This is a genomic window from Bordetella sp. 2513F2, assembly GCF_054642735.1.
Genome location: NZ_CM137755.1, coordinates 1,106,219 through 1,127,570, shown reverse-complemented (window position 1 = coordinate 1,127,570; position 21,352 = coordinate 1,106,219). Strand labels below are relative to the sequence as shown.

At 64.3% G+C, this 21,352-nt stretch carries 21 protein-coding genes; 6 read left to right on the top strand and 15 right to left on the bottom strand.

What is annotated here, in order from left to right; all coding sequences use genetic code 11:
* Positions 1-220: 220 nt before the first annotated feature.
* The 3 genes from ACYBYQ_RS05295 (at position 221) to ACYBYQ_RS05285 (ending at position 2,995) form a co-directional block, all read left to right on the top strand.
* Positions 221-886, top strand: a complete 666-nt coding sequence (locus ACYBYQ_RS05295; RefSeq protein ID WP_459617483.1) for a response regulator transcription factor — start codon at positions 221-223, stop codon at positions 884-886.
* Positions 887-2,308, top strand: coding sequence for a sensor histidine kinase (locus ACYBYQ_RS05290; RefSeq protein WP_459617481.1), 1,422 nt, complete (start codon positions 887-889; stop codon positions 2,306-2,308).
* A gap of 96 nt (positions 2,309-2,404) precedes the next feature.
* Positions 2,405-2,995: a TetR/AcrR family transcriptional regulator gene (locus ACYBYQ_RS05285; RefSeq protein WP_459617479.1), complete on the top strand. Its 591-nt coding sequence runs from the start codon at positions 2,405-2,407 to the stop codon at positions 2,993-2,995.
* 127 nt (positions 2,996-3,122) lie between these two features.
* Here the strand turns inward: ACYBYQ_RS05285 and ACYBYQ_RS05280 are convergent, their stop codons facing one another.
* On the bottom strand, positions 3,123-3,488 hold the full coding sequence (locus ACYBYQ_RS05280; RefSeq protein ID WP_459617477.1) for a hypothetical protein: 366 nt from the start codon (positions 3,486-3,488) through the stop codon (positions 3,123-3,125).
* 198 nt (positions 3,489-3,686) lie between these two features.
* Positions 3,687-4,124 (bottom strand): DUF2501 domain-containing protein, encoded by a 438-nt coding sequence (locus ACYBYQ_RS05275; protein WP_459617475.1) that lies wholly within the window; start codon positions 4,122-4,124, stop codon positions 3,687-3,689.
* A gap of 199 nt (positions 4,125-4,323) precedes the next feature.
* On the opposite strand from ACYBYQ_RS05275, the gene ACYBYQ_RS05270 reads away from it, so the two are divergent.
* Positions 4,324-4,557 (top strand): hypothetical protein, encoded by a 234-nt coding sequence (locus ACYBYQ_RS05270; protein ID WP_459617473.1) that lies wholly within the window; start codon positions 4,324-4,326, stop codon positions 4,555-4,557.
* Positions 4,558-4,685: 128 nt separating this feature from the next.
* On the opposite strand, the gene ACYBYQ_RS05265 is transcribed toward ACYBYQ_RS05270, so the two are convergent.
* From ACYBYQ_RS05265 to ACYBYQ_RS05230, 8 genes are read right to left on the bottom strand one after another with little or no spacing between them, the layout of a single operon-like run.
* Positions 4,686-5,210: a hypothetical protein gene (locus ACYBYQ_RS05265; RefSeq protein WP_459617471.1), complete on the bottom strand. Its 525-nt coding sequence runs from the start codon at positions 5,208-5,210 to the stop codon at positions 4,686-4,688.
* A 39-nt stretch (positions 5,211-5,249) separates the two neighbouring features.
* Complete coding sequence (locus tag ACYBYQ_RS05260; protein ID WP_459617469.1) at positions 5,250-5,618, bottom strand: PAAR domain-containing protein; 369 nt, start codon at positions 5,616-5,618, stop codon at positions 5,250-5,252.
* Positions 5,619-5,636: 18 nt separating this feature from the next.
* Positions 5,637-6,683 carry a pentapeptide repeat-containing protein gene (locus tag ACYBYQ_RS05255; RefSeq protein ID WP_459617467.1) on the bottom strand — a complete coding sequence of 349 codons (1,047 nt, stop codon included), beginning with the start codon at positions 6,681-6,683 and terminating at the stop codon, positions 5,637-5,639.
* Complete coding sequence (locus tag ACYBYQ_RS05250) at positions 6,680-9,313, bottom strand: DUF2169 family type VI secretion system accessory protein (RefSeq protein ID WP_459617465.1); 2,634 nt, start codon at positions 9,311-9,313, stop codon at positions 6,680-6,682. The genes ACYBYQ_RS05255 and ACYBYQ_RS05250 overlap by 4 nt, the downstream gene beginning before the upstream one ends.
* A complete protein-coding gene (locus ACYBYQ_RS05245) occupies positions 9,310-10,359 on the bottom strand; it encodes a hypothetical protein (protein WP_459617463.1) in 1,050 nt (349 codons plus the stop codon). The genes ACYBYQ_RS05250 and ACYBYQ_RS05245 overlap by 4 nt, the downstream gene beginning before the upstream one ends.
* Entirely contained in the window at positions 10,359-11,387 is a 1,029-nt protein-coding gene (locus ACYBYQ_RS05240) for a hypothetical protein (RefSeq protein WP_459617462.1), read from the bottom strand. The genes ACYBYQ_RS05245 and ACYBYQ_RS05240 overlap by 1 nt, the downstream gene beginning before the upstream one ends.
* Positions 11,388-11,396: 9 nt before the next feature.
* Positions 11,397-12,185, bottom strand: coding sequence for a hypothetical protein (locus tag ACYBYQ_RS05235; protein WP_459617460.1), 789 nt, complete (start codon positions 12,183-12,185; stop codon positions 11,397-11,399).
* Positions 12,186-12,245: 60 nt separating this feature from the next.
* Positions 12,246-14,129 carry a type VI secretion system Vgr family protein gene (locus tag ACYBYQ_RS05230; protein ID WP_459617458.1) on the bottom strand — a complete coding sequence of 628 codons (1,884 nt, stop codon included), beginning with the start codon at positions 14,127-14,129 and terminating at the stop codon, positions 12,246-12,248.
* 341 nt (positions 14,130-14,470) lie between these two features.
* Here ACYBYQ_RS05230 and ACYBYQ_RS05225 point away from each other — a divergent pair, with 341 nt between their 5' ends.
* On the top strand, positions 14,471-15,010 hold the full coding sequence (locus ACYBYQ_RS05225) for a PIN domain-containing protein (RefSeq protein WP_459618711.1): 540 nt from the start codon (positions 14,471-14,473) through the stop codon (positions 15,008-15,010).
* 21 nt (positions 15,011-15,031) lie between these two features.
* Here the strand turns inward: ACYBYQ_RS05225 and ACYBYQ_RS05220 are convergent, their stop codons facing one another.
* The 4 genes from ACYBYQ_RS05220 to rpsO all read right to left on the bottom strand — a co-directional run bounded on the left by ACYBYQ_RS05220 (position 15,032) and on the right by rpsO (position 19,684).
* Entirely contained in the window at positions 15,032-16,249 is a 1,218-nt protein-coding gene (locus ACYBYQ_RS05220) for a threonine ammonia-lyase (protein WP_459617456.1), read from the bottom strand.
* Between the two features lie 15 nt (positions 16,250-16,264).
* Positions 16,265-16,990, bottom strand: a complete 726-nt coding sequence (locus tag ACYBYQ_RS05215; RefSeq protein WP_459617454.1) for a hypothetical protein — start codon at positions 16,988-16,990, stop codon at positions 16,265-16,267.
* Between the two features lie 172 nt (positions 16,991-17,162).
* Positions 17,163-19,325 (bottom strand): polyribonucleotide nucleotidyltransferase, encoded by a 2,163-nt coding sequence (gene pnp, locus ACYBYQ_RS05210; RefSeq protein ID WP_459617452.1) that lies wholly within the window; start codon positions 19,323-19,325, stop codon positions 17,163-17,165.
* 89 nt (positions 19,326-19,414) lie between these two features.
* Complete coding sequence (gene rpsO, locus ACYBYQ_RS05205) at positions 19,415-19,684, bottom strand: 30S ribosomal protein S15 (RefSeq protein ID WP_459617450.1); 270 nt, start codon at positions 19,682-19,684, stop codon at positions 19,415-19,417.
* A 199-nt stretch (positions 19,685-19,883) separates the two neighbouring features.
* Here rpsO and ACYBYQ_RS05200 point away from each other — a divergent pair, with 199 nt between their 5' ends.
* A complete protein-coding gene (locus tag ACYBYQ_RS05200; RefSeq protein ID WP_459617448.1) occupies positions 19,884-20,405 on the top strand; it encodes a hypothetical protein in 522 nt (173 codons plus the stop codon).
* Positions 20,406-20,423: 18 nt separating this feature from the next.
* Here ACYBYQ_RS05200 and pssA read toward each other — a convergent pair whose 3' ends face one another.
* Positions 20,424-21,200, bottom strand: a complete 777-nt coding sequence (gene pssA, locus ACYBYQ_RS05195) for a CDP-diacylglycerol--serine O-phosphatidyltransferase (RefSeq protein WP_459617446.1) — start codon at positions 21,198-21,200, stop codon at positions 20,424-20,426.
* Positions 21,201-21,352: the final 152 nt, after the last annotated feature.

Below are 21,352 nucleotides of genomic sequence, written 5' to 3'. Positions count from 1 at the left end.
TCGGCTGGGCGCATGAATCGGCGCGTTAGGAGTGGCAGGCTGCAGTGTTTGCGGAGGCGATTAAGTTGGATTTAAGGTGACCGGCGCGCAGGCGTGGCCGCAGCGCGCGATGGCGATCAACGGTTGCGACGGCTGGAGAGGGCCTTGTGTACCGGGCTTAATCCGGTATTAATGCCGGTACTGGAACATCGCGATAACTTTCCTTTTCGCCTGCCGAGCCATGGATGTGATCCTCCTCGTCGAAGACGACCACATGCTCGGTCGCGCGCTGACCGCCGCGCTGGGCCAGGAAGGCTGGGGCGTCGTCCATTGCGAGAACGCGGGATCCGCGCAGGTGGCATTAGTCGACCACGCCTTCGTCGCGGTGCTGCTCGACCTCGGGCTTCCGGGTGGCTCCGGACTGGAGGTGCTGGCGACGATGCGCGGCCGCTACGACCCGACGCCAGTACTGATCATCACTGCGCGCGACCAACTGAGCGATCGTGTCCGCGGGCTCGACGCCGGAGCCGACGACTACATCGTCAAGCCGTTCCAGCGCGACGAGATGCTGGCGCGGCTGCGTGCAGTGCTGCGCCGCAGCCGCGGCGCGGTGACGCCCGTGCTGCGCAGGCGTGACGTCGAGATCGATCCGGGCGCGCGGATCGTGACCCGTGGCGGCAAGCGCGTCGGTCTCAGCGCGAACGAGTTCCGCATCCTGCAGGCGCTGTTCGAGTCGCGCGGCCGGGCGCTCAGCCGCGACCAGTTGCAGGATCGGCTCTACGGCGACGACACGGAGATCGGCAGCAACACCGTTGCGGTCTACGTGCACCAACTGCGGCGCAAGCTCGGCGACGGAATAATCGTGACTGAGATCGGCTTCGGTTACCGCATCGGGGACGAGGACTGAATGCGCGCGCTACGCACGCGGCTGTTGGTGGCGCTGGCCGCGGTGCTGCTCGCCGCCTGGAGCAGCTGGTTCACGATCCAGTACCTGGACATGACAGCGCGACAAGGTGGAGAGGCCAACGGCATGTTGCGCAATGTCGCCGAACAGATTCTGTATTCGCTGCCGGCGGACATCACCACCGCGGGCCAGCAGCGCCAGTTCGCGCTCGGCGGTGAGACATCGCCGACGAGCGGCAAGTTCGCCGCGCTCGGTTTCCAGGTCTGGGAGCACGGCACCGGGCGACGGCTGATGTCGTCGCGACCGGCACCACCGCATGCGATGGCACCGGACTTCGCGGACGGCTTCTCGGACGCGAGCATCGCCGGCGCACCCTGGCGTGTATTCGCGCTCAGCGATGCGGACGGGCGCGTGCAGGTGCAAGTCGGCGTGCCGCAGGCCGCCCTGCGGGCGGAACTGCGGCGTTGGCTTGGCGCGAGCCTCGGCACGGCAGTGTCGCTCCTAGTCGGCATCGGCATCGCGATCTGGCTGGTGATCCATTGGTCGCTGCGGCCGGTGCTGCGGGTCAGCGAGTCGCTCGCTACACGCGCGCCGCTGGACCTGCGGCCGTTGCCGGAACGCGGGTTGCCGGATGAGTTCACGCCGCTGGTGCGCTCGTTCAACCAGTTGATGGCGCGGCTGGCGCAGGCGTTGCAGCACGAGCGCGAGTTCCTCGGCGAGGCAGCGCATGAATTGCGCACGCCGCTGGCAGCGCTGCTGGCCCAGGCTCAGGTGCTGCAGCACGCGGGCGACCGCGAGGAGGCACGCGAGGCGCTCGATTACCTCATTGCCGGGATCGAGCGCACCTCGCGGCTGGCGCAGCAATTGCTCGACGCTGCACGGGTGGATGCTGCGGGAGCCGTCATCCGCGCGGGGGACGTCGATCTGGCGTTGGTGACTGGTATGGTGGTCGACGAGTTCGCGCTGCTCGCGCTGCGTGGCGGCCAGTCGATCGAAGTCGAAGGCGGGCATGCGCTGGTGCGCGGCGACTTCGACGACCTCGGAATCGTGGTCCGCAACCTGCTCGACAACGCCCTGCGTCACGGAGGGCCCGGCACGCGCGTGCGACTGGAGACCCGCGTCGAGGGCGAGGGGCACGCGCGGATGGCAACCCTGGTCGTTGCCGACGATGGTCCGGGCATTCCGGATGGAGAGAGAGAAAGGGTGTTCGAGCGGTTCTACCGCGCCGCCAACGGTCATCGCACGCAAGGCATCGGCATGGGACTGTCGCTGGTCGAACGGGTGGTCGCCTCGCATGGCGGACGGTTGCGCTGCGGTGCCGGCCTCGACGGCCGCGGCTTTGGCGTCGAGATCCGGTTGCCCGCGGCTGTCGGCAGCAAGCCGCAGGTCGACCCCGCGCTTTGCCGTGCAGGTGAAAGAAGGTAAGCTAGGTGCACGAATAATCGCACTTAGTACTCAAATTGCTGCACTTGATGCAAGGTCAGCAATCGCTGTTCGAAAATGTCGGAAATGCTTCCCCATATGGGCATCGCGCCCACAGCAGGCCTGCGGGAACGCAAGCGCCGCGAGACCCAGCAACGCATCGCCGAGGTCGGCCAGCGCCTGTTCCTTACCAAGGGTTACGAGAGCACGACGCTGGACGCCATCGCGGCGGAAGCCGGGATCTCGCGCCGCAGTTTTTTTTCGTACTTCAAGTCGAAGGACGACATCATCCTGTTCTGGATGGAGGCCGGTTCAGCCAGCCTGATTGCAGATCTGCTGAAGACGTCCCCCGACGTACCGCCGCTCGAGGCCGTTCGCGACGTCATGGTGAAGCACATCGCGAGCAACACGACGGAACAGATGACCGCCATCGACAATCTCGTGCTGTCGAGCGAGTCGCTGCTTGTGCGCAAGCAGGCGTACTACGCGGAACAGGAGCAGGTGCTCTTCAAGGCACTATGCGAGGTCTGGCGGCAGCCCGAGCGCCGCTCGGCGCTACGGATGGTGGCGATGGTGTCCATCGGTGCGATGAGAGTCGCGCTTCAGGCATGGCGGGAACAGACCGGCCAGCGAAAGCCGGCAGCCCAGTTCCTGCGCGAGGCCTTCGACACCCTGAAATCCGAACTTTGACTTTGCACCAAGGTCGGGCAGGTCGGCGCGCGCCTGCCGTCCCATTCGACGGCTGCGACGCCCTATGCCCCCGGGCACGCCAGGGACATCAACTGACCGCGGGAAACATGTGTTTCCCCGGCCGCCCTCAGGCGACCACACGCAGATGCCGCCGCACCACCGGGGTCGTGGCGGTATCACGCCGCAGCAGGCTGGACGGCACCGAATCCAGTTCGCTGCGGCCTGCGAAGGTGTCGCTCAGGCTGTCGCACAGCAAGCGGGAATATGCCCCGGCCCCGCGGGCGGAAAGATTCAGGTGCGTGGCCAGTTCCAGCGCCTGGCGCTCGGCCAGGTCGCGGGACATGCAGACATTCTGACAATAGCGGACTTTGCTGGCCGCTGCGCCGGGCCGGCGCTCCAGGATATCCACATAGCCGCGGAAAATGCCGTATTCCAGCTCGATGACGCGTGGGCGCAGAGTTTGTATGAAAGTAACGTCGTTCAGGATTTTCATGGTCTTTACAAGGGTAACCACGACACTTTCAGTCTACAGACGGCACGGCACGAATAAGCATCCAAATGAAATCAGATAATGCCCGATGGGGCTTTCAAGCCACAAAAACGTATCCGCCGGGCATCAAAACGCCATTTCCTGACGAATCTTTAGAATCATCGGGAAGTACGGACCCCGCGCAGAAGCCCCTTGCCGCCGCTACAGCGAGGACTTGGCGTAGTCGAGCACCTGGTCGCAGACCTTCTCGGTGAGTTGGGCCTTCAGGCCGCCGCCACGGAAATCGAGCTTGGTGCCGCTGTTGCCGCCCAGCACCCCGCTGGCCCCTTCGCGGTAGCCGCTGTCCGACTGCGCCTGGCTCGGGCCGCCCAGCCGGCCCAGGAGCTTGTCCTTGACTGTGCCGGCATCGCCACCCAGGTAGTTGTTCTTCGCGCAGTACTCCACCACGCCGGCGATGTTGCCGGTGCCCACCGAGTTCAACGCAGGCACGGCGCCCGGCCCCGCGGCAGCGCCGCCGGCCTGGGCGGACGCACCGCCACCCAGCGCTCCCTTGACCGAATCCAGCAACTGGGCCTGGGCCAGCGTGGAACAGAGCATTGCCGTGACGAAAACGATGACACGTGGACGGATCGTAGCCATGGATACAGCCTCCTCGATGCAGAAAGATGACAGACAGCCTGGCGGCACAACCCAGGATAGCAGCCCGCTCTGCGCCCATGCCGTAACCCGCCTGGGAATTTCCCTTGCTTTGCATTCTGCCCGTGGGATATTCACGCAGGATGCGCTCTCGGCATGCTAGGCTTTGCTCCACCGTCACTCTTGAGAAGGGAGCTTACGCATGGCACTCAAAACGACCCGCAGCACGGCGCCGACGAACCAGGAAGTTGCGTTGGAAATCGTCAAGGCTGCGCTTCTTGGCGGCGCGCTGCGCCACAGCGCCGCCAAGGAAACCGAATCGGCCACGAAAGCCGCCAACGAGCGCGCCTCGCTCGATGCGGTCTATGCCGTGCGTCTGTACCAGAATGTGCTGGGCCGGTTGAACCGGGCCGACGAAGAAAAGAAGGCCGCCTAGCGCCAGGGGAATGACAACAAGGAGAATGGGGCCCGGCACGACCGGGCCCATTCTTTTCCGGCGCTATTTGAGGCTGGCGTAGGCATCGTCGTCGATGCAGTGAGCACCCTTGCGCCTTCGCAGAGACGTCATTCCCGATTGCGCCGCCACCCGAACTGCGGCCCGCTATGCAAGCGCGGATAGGCATCGGCGTGTTCCACCATCGCCAGCTCAAGCTCGGGCGCGTATCTGATGGGCACCGTTGCCCCTACGGCCAACCACGCTGCGGCGCTTTTCTTGAAAAGTTGTTCGATATAGGCGTCTCGCCCTCTTGCCATGCCGGGAACCGGCGCGACGTGCACAATGAGCTGGTACCAATCTCCAAAGCCCTTCTCATCCATGTCGAGCTCTCCGCAGTGTTCCAGGGCCACGACTCGACCGCTGGTGTGCAGGCCGTGTTTGGCTACCCTCTCCGCAAGAAAATCGACGATCAATGAGCGGGTCTGGAACAACAGGACGCCTCCGACGAAACATCCCGCCGTGACCTTGAATGGAATCCCGTCTCCCATATAGCTGGCGATCCCGACGAGCAGCGCCAGGTAGACGACAAAAGACACCGCCGCCATGCCCATCAATAGATAGCCGAACACCGTCGCAAGCCGGTAATAGATCACCGTCGGCACCTCCGCAACAGCGCGCAGCCCTCCCCGGGCTCAAGCAGCAAGGACGAGCACCTTCTTCTGGTCCATCTTCAGGTACATGCCCAGGGTATTCCAGAAATTCTGCAAGGCCAGGCAAAGCCAGCGAATCACGAATCCACCGCACGCAATCACTGTGAATGAGAACAGCGCAATGGTGGCACCCAACATGAACAATGTGCCCGTCGCCACGCCAAGAATGCCGGAGGGCAGGTCGATGGTCAGCGGCGCGACCGAGAAAATATTATGGGCTGGCTTGTTCTGAATGAAGATGTTGGTGGTCGGCAATTTCATGCAGCTGAGCATGTCGTTCTTCGACACACCGGTTATGTAGGGCCCCAGCCCGATGCTGCGTCCACTACCCATGCACCCCCAGAATGGCATGATGTTCTCCTGAAAAACTCAAGCACTCCACAATTCGGCTTCGAACAGTTCGTCGTCGCGCTCGATGGCGCCGGGACGACGCTTGATCTCGTCCGAGTCGACAACGGCCCGGTGGAACCGGGTACCGCTGAGGGCCACGCCCTCGAAATCGCACTTCTCGAGTCCGGCATACGAGAAATCGGCAAACTGCAGGCCGCTGCCGCGAAAGCGGCACCGCTCAAAGGCGGTGCGGTTGAAGACGCTCATCGCCAGGTCGGCGCCGCTGAAGTCGCTGCCACCCACCGACGCCCCGTTCCAGAGGCTTTGCTTCAGCATCGCGCCATTGAACAGCACATTCTCGACCGAGGCGTTGATGAACAGGCTGTTGCGCAAATCGGCCTTCACGAAAGTGACGGCCGCGATCTGCGCATCGCTGAAATTGCACATTGCGAGCCGGCACTCCGCAAACCCCACCTGCTTGAGCACCGCCTCGTTGAACTGGGTGCCCGACAAGTCCTGGCCCGAGAAATCCTGGCCCGACAAGTCGCAGGCCGACAGCGCCATGTCCCGCATCGTCGCCCGAGTGAAAATCGTGCTGCGCAAGTCCAACTCGTGAAAGATCGACTTGGACAGATCCGTACCGGTGAAATCGGCACGCTTCAGGGACGTGCCCAACACATCAGCGTCGCGCAGCACGAGGCCCCTCAATACGGCGTCTGTGGCATCGCAGTTCGAAATGCCAATGTTCTCGAGCCGGCATGTGCGTATCACAGTGCCAGCCAGACTGGATTCGCCAAAGCTGGTTTCCGACAGGTCGCAATCATCAAAGACCGCCCGGTCGAGTTTGCATGACGAGAAATCACTGTGGGCCAGATCCGACCCTGTGAATGCCGTTCCCACAAAAGTGCAGTCCACAAACACGCATTCATGCATGATGCAGTTGTGGAATCGGGCTCCTGAAAAATCGGTCCGGTCGAATATAAGGCCGGTGAGCGTGTCCTGATCAAATGCCTCACCGCGCAGATCGAGGTTCCCAAGCCGCTCCAGCGTATGTGCATTCTCCAGAACGTAGGCCTTCTTGCTCATGCGCGATCCCCCAGATTGCCCAGCCGTGGCCCCTGGCGATAGGGAGCCAGGCGAGTACGGCGCACATAGGCGCCACCCGTGCGCGTCGAGCCGTCCAGCAAGGTCTCGGACATGTCGGCCCGGAAAAGATTGCAACCGGAGAGATTGGCGCCCACGAAGCTTGCCTTCTGGAAGTTCCCCTGCATCAGGTTGCTTCCGGACAGGTCCGCCATGTCGAGATTCGCCCTCACGAACAGCGATTGCGGCGTTTCGATCCGACGCAGGTCGCATCCGGTGAGGCAGGCCTGCGAGAAGTCACACTGCTCGAACGTCGACCCCTGGAAACTGGCATTCTCGAAACGGATTTCGCGAAACAAGGTCTGCCGGAAATGGTTGTCGCACAGTGCGCAATCAACAAAGACGACGTCTTCCATGAAGACGCATTTACCAACCAGCGACCCGGTCAGGCGCCATCCGAGGAACGCCGTCTCGAGCGCAGCGCAGGCGCCGATCACACTGTTCGCGATGTGCAGGTTGTCGAGGCGCGAACGTTCGAAACTCACCTTGTCGAGGCGCGAGGCGTCAATGGCCAGACCGGAGAAGTCGGCGTCCTCGAAAGTGATGTCCTGCAGTTCCATGTCGCGCATCGCGCAATGGCGCCATTCCACATGCTTCATGATGAAGCCCGCCATCACCCCGGACTCGAAGGTGCAGGACTCGAACACACTTCGCGTTTCGCAGATCACCTCATCGAAACGTGCACCGCCGAAGGAAACGTTATGAAAGGTGGCCTCGCTGATATTGGACCGTGTGAATATCGCGCCGTCGAGCACGCTATCAACAAACGTGGCACGCGCCAGTACCGTTTCCTCGAACTTTGCGTCCGCGAGGTTCGAGCCGGTGAAGTCGGCTTTTTCAAGCCAGGTACGGGAAAAATCCGCGCCGGAAAGGTCCAGGCCCGACAGGTCGGCGCCGGTGAGGTCCATGTCGGACAGCTTCTTGCCGAGACGATACTTCTTCAGGACCTGCTGCCTGATCTGCTGCGCCCGGTGAGGGCCGACCCGGGCTACCCCCTGCTGGTAGTGGACGGAATACAGATATATATGCTTCAAAGACTGCTTGCCGTGGTCGTAGAACTCGCGGGACGTACGGCCTGCGGCCTCGTCTCCGGAAAACGCCGCGCGCAATGCCTGCCGGGACTGCGAAGTCCGGACGGATTCGAATATTGCGTCCAGGTTCGGAGGGCCGCTCTGAGGCAGGGTTGTCGCCCCGGGTTGGGGCAAGAGGGCGCCGGCGACGGTGCGCAATAGTTCGGCATCCCGCTCGGACCCCGCCCGTTCAATATCACGCTGAGTCTCTTCGAGCACCCTCTGCCGCTCCCGCTCCTGACGCTCCATGGCTTCCCCGTGCATCTTCTGGTACTGCTCGGCCATTTCAGGCAGGTCGGCCAGCGTCACGGGCCTGACCGGCCCCACGAAACCGCCCGGGGGATAGGCGCCCGTATCGCGCCGCAGCCTGTCCGTCAGCTTGGACATCAGGGCCCGCTTTTCCAGCGAAACCTGTTCCAGCCAGGGAGCAAGAATATCCGCGGGCATCAGGTCGGCGTCACGCAGCGTATCCATCGCTGCCGTGTCGAAGCTCGTCCGCCTCGCGTAGATCTGCGTATAGTGGTCCAGGGAGCGCGGCTGGCCGGCATGCTCCATTGCTGCCATGACGGCATTGATGTCGATGGCATCGTCCTCGACGATGGGCACATGCCCATGAAAGATCAGTATGTAGCTGACGCGATGAGGCAGGAACCACACCGTGGTCGGACGCAGCGGCACCTCGTCCAGTTCATCGGCATCCTTGCGTTTGACGAAGCAGCGCGCCCGCAGGGCCGGCAACGTGCCGGCCCAGCAATGCAGTTCCGGATGCATGTTCCAGAATTCGAAAGGCTCGTCCATGGCAAGCGCGTCGCGGTCATGCCAGACCTGGTCTTCCGGCGCAGCGTTGAAGGCCGACCATTGCAGATCATCGAAGAACCCCGCTCCCACGGTATTGACCCACTTCTCGTCGCAGGAACCCAATCTGGCCAGGCGAGGCGCCCAGTCGATCCGGACCTGCCCGAAATTGCAGGGTGCCACCCACTGTCCGCGTGTGTGTATACGCTCCGTAGGTGATTCCAAGTTGGGCAGCCGGACTGCAGTCGTACCGTTCGCCTCGATCTCGTCCAGGCCGGTACCGAGGGGATTCTCGGCCACCATGGAGCCGCCAAAGGAGTTGCTCCAGGTCAGGGGCTTGGCAACGAACGGCTCCGGCGTGGAGATCCGGTCGCCGATCCAGTAGCGGTCCCCGAACACCAGACAATCCTTGCGCTTGTCTCCCACGCGCACGCTGACCATGCAGCGGGTCTTGTCCTGCTGATGGTTGGTGTAGGCATGGCCGCTCACCAGGTATTCGGGATGCGGCTTCGGCATGACGAAGTCGAGCACTTCGTCAGCGTCGAGCTCCGGCAGCACCTCGTTCATCAGGGTGTGCTCTGCCTGGATGCGTATGCCGTCGGCTTCCTGCTTCACCAGCGCTGCCACGGCAACTGAAAGGTATGACTGCCCGCGCCAGCGATAGGGCCGCGGCATGACCGTCAACCGCAGGGGCTTGATGATCTTCATGGCTTGCGCGTGACGATGCTGGTGAGCTTGGCCGGGATGCCTTTGAGCTTGGAAGGAATGCTGCCCATGGAGGGATTTCCTCCCAGGTAGAGCAGCTTGTTCTTCAGCCGTACCGTGACCAGCGCCTTGTCGATCACTTTATGGGTGCGGTGGAAGGTATCCTTTGCTTCCCCGACCGTGATGCCGGACAGGTAGAGATCCTTCTTGATCTTCATCGTCTTGATCAAGCCCGGAGACAGGATCTTCGCATAGCCTGCAGTCGTGGCGCCCGAAAACGAGACCGACAACCCGGTTATCGTCCATGGGTCGGGCGAAGTCATGTAGTAGCCCAGCAGATAGATGTTGGCCGCGAAACTCCGCCGGCTGATATCGTGCTGCGCCTGCGCATGGTATTCATTGCAGTTGATCTCCAGGGTCTGAGCCGTATTCTGGACGAACGCGCCCCTGATTATCCAGTCGGTGTTCCCGGTTACCTCGTGCCGCTCATTGCTCAGGTTGGTCTCGATCACCACGCCCTGGACCATGGCCTTCAGATAGCCGAATATCTCCAGCCCCGATGCGCTGGGATTGTTCGCCACGGCAGCCGACGCCGCAGCCGCCGCAGCCGATTGTGCGGCCATCTCGGGGCTCGCTCCCTGGCTCAACGCCTCCCTGGCCTTGGCCTCTGCCACGGCCTTGTCCGCGCCCGCCTTCTCCGCTTCGATGCCCGCAGCCTGGATGGCCAGTTGCTCCTGCTCGGGCCGGCTGAGATCGCTCCCGCCGGCCAGCACGGCCTGGCGTGCGTTGTTGCCGGCCACGCGGGGATCCGCGACCGCCGTGCCGACCAGGCTTTCTGCCAGCGGCTGCAATGCAATATTCGGATTGTTGGCCGTTATCCGCCGTGCCGTTTCCCCCACGGCCGCCGTGGTGACCGGGTCGACGTTGTAGCGCTGCAGGATGGGAGCGAGCTGCTGGTCCAGCATATCGGACCGCAAATCCAGCTGTCGAACCGCTTCGACCGCGCTGGCCGCATCGGAACCAGGCAAGACATTGAAGGGGAGCGTCATTACTTGAACATCCTCGTTATGGCGCGCTCTATGCCTTTCCCGATCTTCTCGATCGTGAGGACGGTCTTTCGCTGATCAGCGGCGTCGCCATTGGTAATCTTGATCCCCCGGTTGTACATGACGACATCGTTGTCTATTCCCGCGAGGTACACACGCTGCTTCGTTCCGGAAAGGCTGTAAAGCCCATACGTGAGCCACTGCATGCCGGCTTTCCCTGCCAGGAGATATGCGCTGACCGACGAGGTGGCGATGGATTTGTACTCGCCGGGATAGTTGCCTATGCCATAGCCGAAGTGCGGCCGGACATTCAGGAACTCGTTGGTCGACGTGGTCTGTATGGTGTCGCACTTGACATGGAAGTTGTAGTCGCTCATGTCGTATTTCGTGCTCTTCATGTGTGTATGGATGACACTGCCGACAACGTCGAGCCTCTCCGTGTTCTTGAAGACATACTTGACATCGCCATGCACCAGCATCACCAGGTATCCGAAGATCGACAAGGAGTCTGCCTGGGGTCCGGCCTGCGCCAGGGCGGGCGCGGCCGCCGCCGAAGCCGCGACGTCCGGGCTGGCGCCAGCGTCGATGTACTCATGCACGCGCGTCCGCAGATCGGCATATGACTGCGTATCCGTCACGCCTGCCCGCCGCAGGGCGTCCTCGGCCTCGTCGTAGGCCAGGGCCTTTTGCTGGCTCTTGCCGATGCTGGCAAGGCCGCCGCGCTCCGCCACCTGCCGCCTGACATTGTCCTGGATGCGCTCTCCGATGGTGGCTGGGTCAGATACCGTCTTTGCCACGATGCTTTCGGCAAGCAGGCGCGTATTCCCGGGATCGCGCTCGGCCATCACCGTGACCGTGCGTGCCGAGGCTGCCGAGGTCACTGGGTCCACCCCATAGGCCTCCATGCGTGCCTTCGCATAGCTTTCCAGCGCCGGCAATTCCAGGCCTGAACCCTGGGCTGCAATGTACTGGCCGACTTCGGCTGCTGCCTTGGCGGCATCAGAACCGGGAGGAACCTTGGGAGGAGACATGAAGCGGACTCAGATGATTATGTATGCCATGGCAGCGGTGAGGAAAATATTTGCTCCCTTGTCCCACTTGGACTTGGTGCTGTCGATTTCCAGCAGCTTCTTGCCCTTGCGGACATCGCCGTAGTGGGACATGACCCCCGCGAAGCCCAGCCGCAGGCCCCCTATGCTCATGTTGAGGAACGAGAAATCCCCGCCCACGGCCGTCGCGTTGTTGTTCGAACCCGACGTAAACAAGCCGGAAGCCGAGCCTACGCCGATGTTGCTGATATACCGGTAGGATTCCTTGCGATCCGAGACCGTATTCCTTTCCTCCCAGGCGTAAATCCTGATGTTGGAGGCAGTCAGGCGCACATCGGTCGCGTCGATGTACACATTGCCCTTGTGCTCGTACGTGGTCTCGCCTTTCGTGGTCTTGAAGTAGGAGCTCTTGAAATCGAGGTTGACCGTGTCGTGCACGGTGGCAGTGAGCTTCTGCTTGAACTCCAGCCCGGGCGCGATGAGCGTGCCATTGGCGGCCGCGTTGATGTTGGCGGCCAAGGCTTGTGCGGCCAGGTCCGGCCCCACGGGCGGATCCATGTTGCCGGTGACGAGCCCGAAGAACTGCCCGCCCTTGCTGCCCTTGAAGGCCGACACCAGGTTGGCCAGCGATTCCGTTTCCGGCTCGGAAAGGTTCACGCCATGGTTCGCAGCCAGCGTGGTGGCCTGCTCGACCGTGGGGTTGTCCGGCCCGTCGGGGCCTGGCGGCCCCTGCAGCCCCTGCAACTCCTCGGTGAGTTTCTCCAGATCAGATGTGCTCATGCGGACTGCCCATGCCGGTGTTCCGGGAACGCGCGCCTTTCAGGCGGAAGCCATGACGGCTCATCCTACGTTGCCGTAGATGATCTTCTTGAAGTCGCCATGCTGGATCGAGCCGTAGTTTCCTTCTAGCGAATGAGAGACATTGCCCTTGTCGGTTATCGATTTGTCGCCTTCGTGAAAGGCGGTCAATACGCCTTTGGTGCTGGCGTTGACGTCCCCCGTGGTGTTGGTGATGACGGGCCCCTCGATCGTGCGCTGGTACGCCTTCATGTTGACCGTGGTCTGCCCGTTGTGGGTGAGATCGGTCGTTTCGGCGACCTCGACGCTGAGCGACTTCGCCTTGATGCTGTAATGCCCGCAGACCTGCAGCGTGTAGTCGTTCCCCACCAGATGGCTGTGGTCGTTCACGACTTCGTCGCACATGTCTTTCTGCGCGCGCATGTGCACCCGCTCGCAGCCGAGCTGGTCTTCGAAGATCATCATGTTGCACATGGTCGGGTCGCCGTACACCGACTGGCTGCGGAAACCGCTCTGCGTGGCCTTGCCGGGCAGCTCCACCGGCGGCATGTTGTTGGCGTTGTAGACGCGGCCGAGCACGATGGGGCGGTCGGGGCAGCCCCCGATGAAGTCCACCACCACCTCGTCGTTGACGCGGGGCAGCTGCAGGCCGCCGAAGCCTCCGCCGGCCCACGGGCTGGAGACACGCACCCAGCATGAGCTGCTCTCGTTGCGCTGGCCGTAGCGGTCCCAGTGGAACTGCACCTTGATGCGCCCGTACTTGTCGGTCCAGAGCTCCTTGCCGGCCGGGCCGACCACGCGGGCAGTCTGCGGCCCGTGGGTGCGCGGTATGGGCGTGACGCGCGGCGCCCGGTACTGGATGCTGGAGGGCAGCGCGAAGAAGGATTCCTCGAACAGGTCTTCGGTGCCCGAATCGGAGGCATAGCCGCTCACGCTCATGCGGTAGTTGACGCCCACCACGAGATACTCGCGGTTCTCGGCCTTGCGCGGGTGATTGCGCAGTGTGAAGGTGTAGCCCGGCGCCAGCCCGCGGGCGTTGCTCATGCCCACGACCCGCTCCTGCACGCTCTGCAGTTCCTCGAGACGGATACGCGCGTACTGCTCGCCGTGTTCCGGCTCCTGGAAGCCGCCCTGCCATTCGAATACCTCGAGATTGCCGATCTCGGAGCCGCCGGTGCGCCGCGATACCGCGTCCAGGCCGGCCCCGGGCTTGGTGAAGTCGTAGTCGGTGGTGGCGTAGCCGTCGGGCGTGATCTGGGCGCCGATTTCCCAGGCGGAGATATATTCCTCGCGCGGCCGCGTGACGCGGTCGGGCCCGTAGTACGGAATGGCGGCATAGCCGGGCATCTCGCCGTGCGAGGCGATGTCGTCCGTCATGACCAGGGTGTGCTGCCCCTTGTCGTGGCGGAAGTAATAGTAGATGCCCTCGTGCTCCATCAGGCGGCTGATGAAGGCGAAATCGGTTTCCTGGTATTGCACGCAATATTCCCACTGGCGATACGAGCCGGTCAGCTTCATCTCGTAGGGGAATCCGTAGTCGGACAGGACCTCCTTGATCACGTCCGGCACCGACTTGCGCTGGAATATCTTGTTGTCGGAAGTCTGCGTCAGGTACCAGAGCCACGGACGCACCGTGGCGCGGTACACATAGTGGCGCGACGTGGCGCTCTCGCGGCCCACCAGTATGCAGCGCACGATGTGGCCGCTGAGATGGCGCCCCCCTCCGAGCGTGGCGATTTCCAGCGTGAGAGGCTTGCCCAGCAGCGACTTGAGGTCCAGGCTGAAGCTGGGCGCGACCAGCTCGACTTCGTACTCGAACAACTGCGACAGCCCTTCATGGCCGGTCATCTGCTTGAAGCCCAGCACGCCCTCCATGGGCGTGTGCGCGACTATGAGTCGGTTCTGGATGAGGCTGGGGATGTCCACGCGTTGTTACTCCCAGGCCGGCTGGCATGGCACTTGTGGGCATCGGACACCTGCTGGCGTTCATACAGGTGTCATGCACTGCCGGTATCGTATGAAGGTTGAGCGCCAGTCGCGTTTGAACGCTAACTTGAACGCGGCGCCCGGCACAACGCGGTTTCCCCCAGCATATGAAACAATCTATGAGACCGGGGCGAAACCTGCCGATCCGAGGCTACGTCTTGTTACCTTGAGACGTCCGCGTCCCGCGCCTGCTACAGTGTCGGCCGGTCGATTTCCCTGTTTCTCCCGTGCCTGCCCCTGAAGATACCCAGCCGTACGTGGTGCTCGACGCATGCGTCCTGATGTCGGGGATCGTGCGCCGGCTGATGCTGCGCCTGGCCGAAGGCGGCGTGTTCCTGCCGGTCTGGACGGAGCGCATCGGAGAGGAATGGCGACGCAACGCCGGCCGGCTGTGGGCCATTCCGCAGGACGTGCTGCAGGCGCAGTGGGACGAGATGAACGCGCGCTTCCCGCAGGCATGCGAACGCGACACGCAGGCCTATGAGGCCGTGCTGCGCTACAGCGACCCGAAGGACTTCCACGTGATCGCGGCCGGCCTGGCGCGGCGCGCCCGCTGCGGCCGCCAGCTGCCGCCGGTGGTCCAGGTGGCCACCTGGAACCTGAAGGACTTCAACCGTTCCGAGCTGCGCCGCCAGGGCCTGGACGCGCTCACGCCCGACAGGTTGCTGGCGCAATGGTGGGAGCGGGATGCCGGCACGCTGCGCCCGGCGGTGGAGGCGGTATCCGCAGACTACCTGGCCCTGGGACGCGAGGCGGAACCGCTGGCGGCCACCCTGCACCGCGAACGGCTATACCGGCTGAAGGCGCTGGCCTGCGCCTGAGCCCCGGCTGGCGCGGGCCAGCTAGTGATCGTGGTTGCTGGCGGCAAAGCCCGCCGCGTTCAAGGCCCGGATGACTTCCTCGATGTGCTCCGGGCCGCGGGTCTGCAGCACGAAGTCCACCTCGACGTTGCGCACCGGCAGGGAGGTGAACGCGCGCTGGTGATGCACCTCGGTGATGTTGGCATGGGCATCGGCAATGAGCTTGGTGGCATGCGCCAGCGCGCCGGGCAGGTCGCGCAGGTCCACGCGGATGCGCGCCAGCCGGCCGGCGCGCACCATGCCGCGTTCGATCAGCTCGCCCAGCATCAGCGGATCGATGTTGCCGCCGGTGAGCACCAGGCCCAGCCGCTTGCCCCGGAAATCGTCGCGGCCCTGGGATCGCGCATGCAGCAGCGCTGCCAGGCCCGCGGCGCCGGCGCCTTCGACCACGGTCTTCTCGATCTCCAGCAGCACCACGATGGCGTGCTCGATGTCGGCCTCGCTCACCAGCTCGATGCGCCGGACCAGGCGCCGCACCACCTGCTCGGTGAGCGTGCCGGGCGACTTGACCGCGATGCCTTCGGCAATGGTGTACTGCCCGCTCGCCATGGGCTGGCCGTGCATGGCCGCATACATGGAAGGAAAGCGCTCGGTCTGTACGCCGATGATCTCGATGCCGGGCTTGAGCGCCTTGGCCGCGATGGCCATGCCCGAGATCAGCCCGCCGCCCCCGATCGCCACGACCATGGCGTCGAGGTCGGGCTGGTCTTCCAGCATTTCCAGCGCCACCGTCCCCTGCCCCGCCATCACCGCCTCGTCGTCGTAGGGATGGATCATCGCCAGCCCGCGCTTGCTTGCGAGCGCATAGCCATGCGCCTTGGCATCGTCGAACGTATCCCCCGCCAGCACCACTTCCGCGCCGAAGCGCCGGGTGTTGGCCACTTTCACCGTGGGCGTGAAGCGGGGCATGACGATCACGGCCGGCACGCCCATGCGCTGCGCATGATAGGCCACGCCCTGGGCATGGTTGCCGGCAGAGACGGCGATCACGCCCTGGCTGCGCTCGGCCGGCGAAAGCGCCAGCATGCGCGTCAGGGCGCCGCGCTCCTTGAACGAGGCGGTGAACTGCAGGTTCTCGAATTTCAGCCAGATTTCGGCGTCCAGCATGTCGGAGAGCGTGCGCGACAGGGTGAACGGCGTCTTGAGCACCTGGCCATGCAGTGTGCGCCGGGCGGCTTGGATGGCGGCGAGATCGATCACGATGGCAAGTCCGGTTCAGCGTACAGGAAGGAAATTCAGGAACAGCAGGCCCTGGGCATAGTTGATGCCGATGCGCCGCGTGTTCTCTCCCAGCAGGTTGGCGATGAGGTCGAGACGGCCGACGATGGCGCCGAATTCGCGCTCGAAGCTGAGGTTGGTGACCGCCACCGACATCTCGTTGGCGAGCAGCAGGGGCTCGCCCTGCACGGTGCGGCGCGAAGCCAGCAGCCAGGCGGCGGCCTCGACGTTGCGAGCCGCATTGTAGATCCGCTGGCCATCGAGCACGTCCGATACGTAGAACCGCGTCTTGCCGTCGTGGGCGGCCAGGATGTTGTCCGCAAGGCCGTAGACGAACGCCGCCACCCGATCGCCCTGGTAGGCCGGATCCAGCGCCACGGCCAGGATCTGCACGTCCCGCAGCCCCGACAGCGCCTTGGGCGGCCTCCCCTGCGCGATCATCTGTTTCACGCGCGCCGCAGCGGCCTCCATGCCGGGCTGCCCGCTCTTGCGCCATTCCCGGGGGTTGCGCCGGTAGAGCTTGTCGAGCAGGATGTAGAGGCTGTTGAGATTGTCGCGCAGAGCCAGCGTGACGGTGCGGTTGAAGTCCGACTGCATCAGCTGGTCGGCCGACATGTCTTCGCTGCGGGGAGCGCCGCCATCGGGCGCAACCGAGCCCGCGCAGCCTGCCAGCACCATGGCCGCCAGCCCCGATGCGCATGCCGCGCGCCACCCTCTCACCATACGCTCCCCTTGTCGGACGGCCTGTTCCGGCCCGCCGGCCGGCGCCCTACCCGCCGACGTGGCATGACTTTACCGTAAACGGCATGACTTGACGCCAGGCGCACTCCCGGACGCCGTCCGGCAAAAAAAACGGCACCCGCAGGTGCCGTTCCGGTGTCAGCGCCGCAGCGCGTCATTCAGCCTGGGGGGCCGGCTGGGCGGCCTCCTCGGCGGATGCGGGCTGCTGTTGCTGCTCGATGCCGCCGATGGCCTTGATCGACAGGCGCAGGCGGCCCTTGTCGTCAGCCTCGATGATCTTGACGCGGACCTGCTGGCCGACCTTCAGCACATCGTTGATGTTGGCGATGCGGTAGTTGGCGATCTCGGAAATGTGCAGCAGGCCGTCGCGGCCCGGCAGCACCTGCACGATGGCGCCGAAGTCCAGCAGGCGCAGCACGGAGCCTTCGTAGATCTGGCCGACTTCGACATCGGCCGTCAGCTCGGTGATGCGGCGCTGCGCTTCCTTGGCCTTGGACTCGTCGACGCTGGCGATGACGATGGTGCCGTCATCGGAGATGTCGATCTGCGTGCCGGTTTCTTCGGTGAGCGCGCGGATGGTGGCGCCGCCCTTGCCGATCACGTCGCGGATCTTCTCCGGATTGATCTTCATGGTGAGCATGCGCGGGGCGAAGGCAGAGAGCTCGCCGCGCGAACCGTCGAGCGCTTCACGCATCTTGGCCAGGATGTGCAGGCGGCCTTCGCGGGCCTGGGCCAGCGCAACCTGCATGATTTCCTTGGTGATGCCCTGGATCTTGATGTCCATCTGCAGCGCGGTGACGCCGTTCTCGGTGCCGGCCACCTTGAAGTCCATGTCGCCCAGGTGGTCTTCGTCGCCGAGGATGTCGGTGAGGACCGCGAACTTGCCCTCGTCGAGGATCAGGCCCATGGCCACGCCGGCCACGTGGTCCTTGACGGGCACGCCGGCGTCCATCATGGCCAGCGAGCCGCCGCAGACCGAAGCCATGGACGAGGAACCATTGGACTCGGTGATTTCCGACACCACGCGGATGGTGTACTGGAAGTCTTCGGGAGCCGGCAGTAGCGGCACCAGGGCGCGCTTGGCCAGGCGGCCGTGGCCGATCTCGCGGCGCTTGGGCACGCCGATGCGGCCGGTTTCGCCGGTGGCGAAGGGCGGCATGTTGTAGTGCAGCATGAAGCGGTCGCGGTATTCGCCCATGAGCGCGTCGATGATCTGCTCGTCCTGCTTGGTGCCCAGCGTGGCCACGACCAGCGCCTGGGTCTCGCCGCGGGTGAACAGGGCACTGCCGTGCGCGCGCGGCAGCACGCCGAGGCGGATGCTGATCGGGCGCACCGTGCGGGTGTCGCGGCCGTCGATGCGCGGCTCGCCGTTGAGGATCTGGCTGCGGACGATGCGCGCCTCGAGGTCGAACAGGATGTTCTCGACGGCCACGCTGTCGGGCGCATCCTGGCCGGCGGCGGCGGCCTGCTCGGCCAGCTTGGCATGGACTTCGGCGTAGACTTCGCGCAGCTTGGTGGTGCGCTCCTGCTTCTGGCGGATCTGGTAGGCCGCAGCCAGGCCTTCCTGGCCGGCGGCGGTAACCGCGGCGATCAGCGCTTCGTTCTTGGGCGCGGGCTTCCAATCCCATTCGGGCTTGCCGGCTTCGCGCACCAGGTCGTGGATGACGTTGATGACGGCCTGCATCTGCTCATGGCCGTACACCACGCCGCCCAGCATGACGTCCTCGGGCAGTTCCTTGGCCTCGGACTCGACCATCAGCACGGCGGTCTCGGTGCCGGCGACCACGAGATCGAGCGCGGACGTCTTGAGCTGCGAGGCCGTGGGGTTGAGCACGTACTGGCCGTCGACGTAGCCCACGCGGGCGGCGCCGATGGGGCCGTTGAACGGGATGCCGGAGATCGCCAGGGCGGCCGAGGCGCCGATCATGGCGGGGATGTCGGGATCGATCTCGGGATTCACCGACAGCGTGTGGATCACCACCTGCACGTCGTTGTAGAAGCCCTCGGGGAAGAGCGGACGCAGCGGCCGGTCGATCAGGCGGGAGGTGAGCGTTTCCTTTTCGGAAGGCTTGCCTTCGCGCTTGAAGAAGCCGCCGGGAATGCGGCCCGCGGCGTAGGTTTTCTCGATGTAGTCGACGGTGAGGGGGAAGAAATCCTGGCCGGGCTTGGCTTTCTTGGCAGCCACCACCGTGGCCAGCACGACGGTGTCTTCCACCGACACCAGCACGGCGCCGGAAGCCTGGCGAGCGATCTCGCCCGTTTCCAGCACGACATTGTGCTGGCCGTACTGGAACGTTTTAGTCACTTTGTTGAACATGACGGATATTCCTTGCAAATAAAAAACCGTGGCCGCTGCGACGTCGTCGCACCGACCACGGTTTCGTCATGGGGAGCCTGCCCCGTCGATCACTTGCGCAGACCGAGCTTTTCGATCAGTGCGCGGTACGAATCGGGATTGCGGCCCTTGAGATAGTCGAGCAGTTTGCGGCGGCGGCTGACCATGCGCAGCAGACCGCGGCGCGAGTGGTGATCCTTCATGTGCTCTTTGAAGTGACCGGTCAGCTCGTTGATGCGGGCGGTGAGCAGAGCCACCTGGACTTCGGGGGAGCCGGTATCGCCTTGAGCGCGTTGGAATTGCGAAACGATTTCAGCTTTATTGATGTCGGCAACGGACATTGATGACCTCTATGGACTTGCGTCAGGGCCGAGGCGCCCGGACGTGGGTTGAAAAAATGCAGACCTGCTGGAAAGAAGAGGGGTTCTGCCGTGCTTGCCACTTTGCAGGGGCAAAACAAGACAATTATAGCTGATTCGCTAGAATGGGCCCAAAGGCCCGTCTGCGCGAGCGCCGGGGCCCGCCCGAGGAGACTTCCCCATGCCGCACGCCCTTTCCCGACTCCTGCGCCGCTGGGCGGCGCCGGCACTGATTGCACTGGCCAGCGGATGCACCACCATGGTGCAAACTCCGCCCGGCACCCCGTGGACGGAGGTCCAGGCGCACTGGGGCGCCCCCAATTTCACCTGCCAGCGACCCGACGGGACGCGGCGCCTCGTCTGGACCCAGCAGCCCATGGGCCAGTATGCCTGGGGCACCGACGTCGCGCCGGACGGGCGCATCGTGCGCATGGAAGCCCTGCTTACCGACGAGCACTTCAGGCGGCTGGGCGCCGGCACCTGGACGGCGGACCAGGTGCGGTGCGAGTTCGGGCCGCCGGCCAGGATCGACGAAGTGGGCATGCCCAGCGTGCGGGAGGTGGTGTGGGCGTATCGGTATCGGGAAGCCGGGGCCTGGAATTCACTGATGTACGTGTACATGGGACGCGACGGCCGCCAGGTGACGCGCTTTCATCCCGGCCCCGACCCGATGTTCGACGACGACAGGTTCCAGCTCTGGTAGGCCCGGCCGGGGCCGGACTCAGCCCTGGTGGCCGCTGCGGCGCTCCTGCTGCAGGCGCCGGGCGCGGTTCCAGCGCCACGCCATGACCACCCAGCCGGACAGCCCGTACAGGACGAACAGGCCGAACAGCACCAGCGGGGGATCGCTGGACACGAACACGAATACCGCCACGACCAGCAGGATGCCCCAGAAGGGCACGCTGCGCCCGAGGGCGAAGCTCTTGCCGCTGAAGAACGGCGCGTTGGTCACCATGGCGATGCCGGCGTACATGGTGACGACGAACGCCACCCAGGCCATGTAGCCCTCGTGGATGGGCAGCTTGTTGTCGATGGCCAGCCACACGAAACCCGCCACCAGCGCCGCGGCGGAGGGGCTGGGCAGCCCCTGGAAGAAGCGCTTGTCGACCACGCCGATGTTGGTGTTGAAGCGCGCCAGCCGCAGGGCGGCGCCGGCCACGTAGACGAACGCCGCCAGCCAGCCCCAGCGGCCCAGGTCCTGGAGCACCCACTCGTACACCACCAGCGCCGGCGCCACGCCGAAGGAGGTCATGTCGGAGAGGGAATCGTATTGTTCGCCGAAGGCGGACTGCGTGTTGGTGAGACGCGCCACGCGCCCGTCCATGCCGTCGAGCACCATGGCGACGAAGATGGCGATCGCCGCGACTTCGAAGCGGTCGTTCATGGCCTGGACGACGGCATAGAACCCGGCGAACAGGGCCGCAGTGGTGAAGGCGTTGGGCAGCAGGTAGATGCTGCGGTGGCGATTCTCGGGATCACGCATGGAAAAATTGGGCATCTATCGATATCACTCGCGCGTGGCGGAGTCCAAAGCGGAGTCCAAAGATTAACCGATTTGACAGGCCGCAAGCGGCTTTCGGCGGGGCGGCGGCGCGGGCACAGCCTGCGGCGATCGGGTAGGGTGAGGGGTCACCCCCTCAGCCCTCCCAC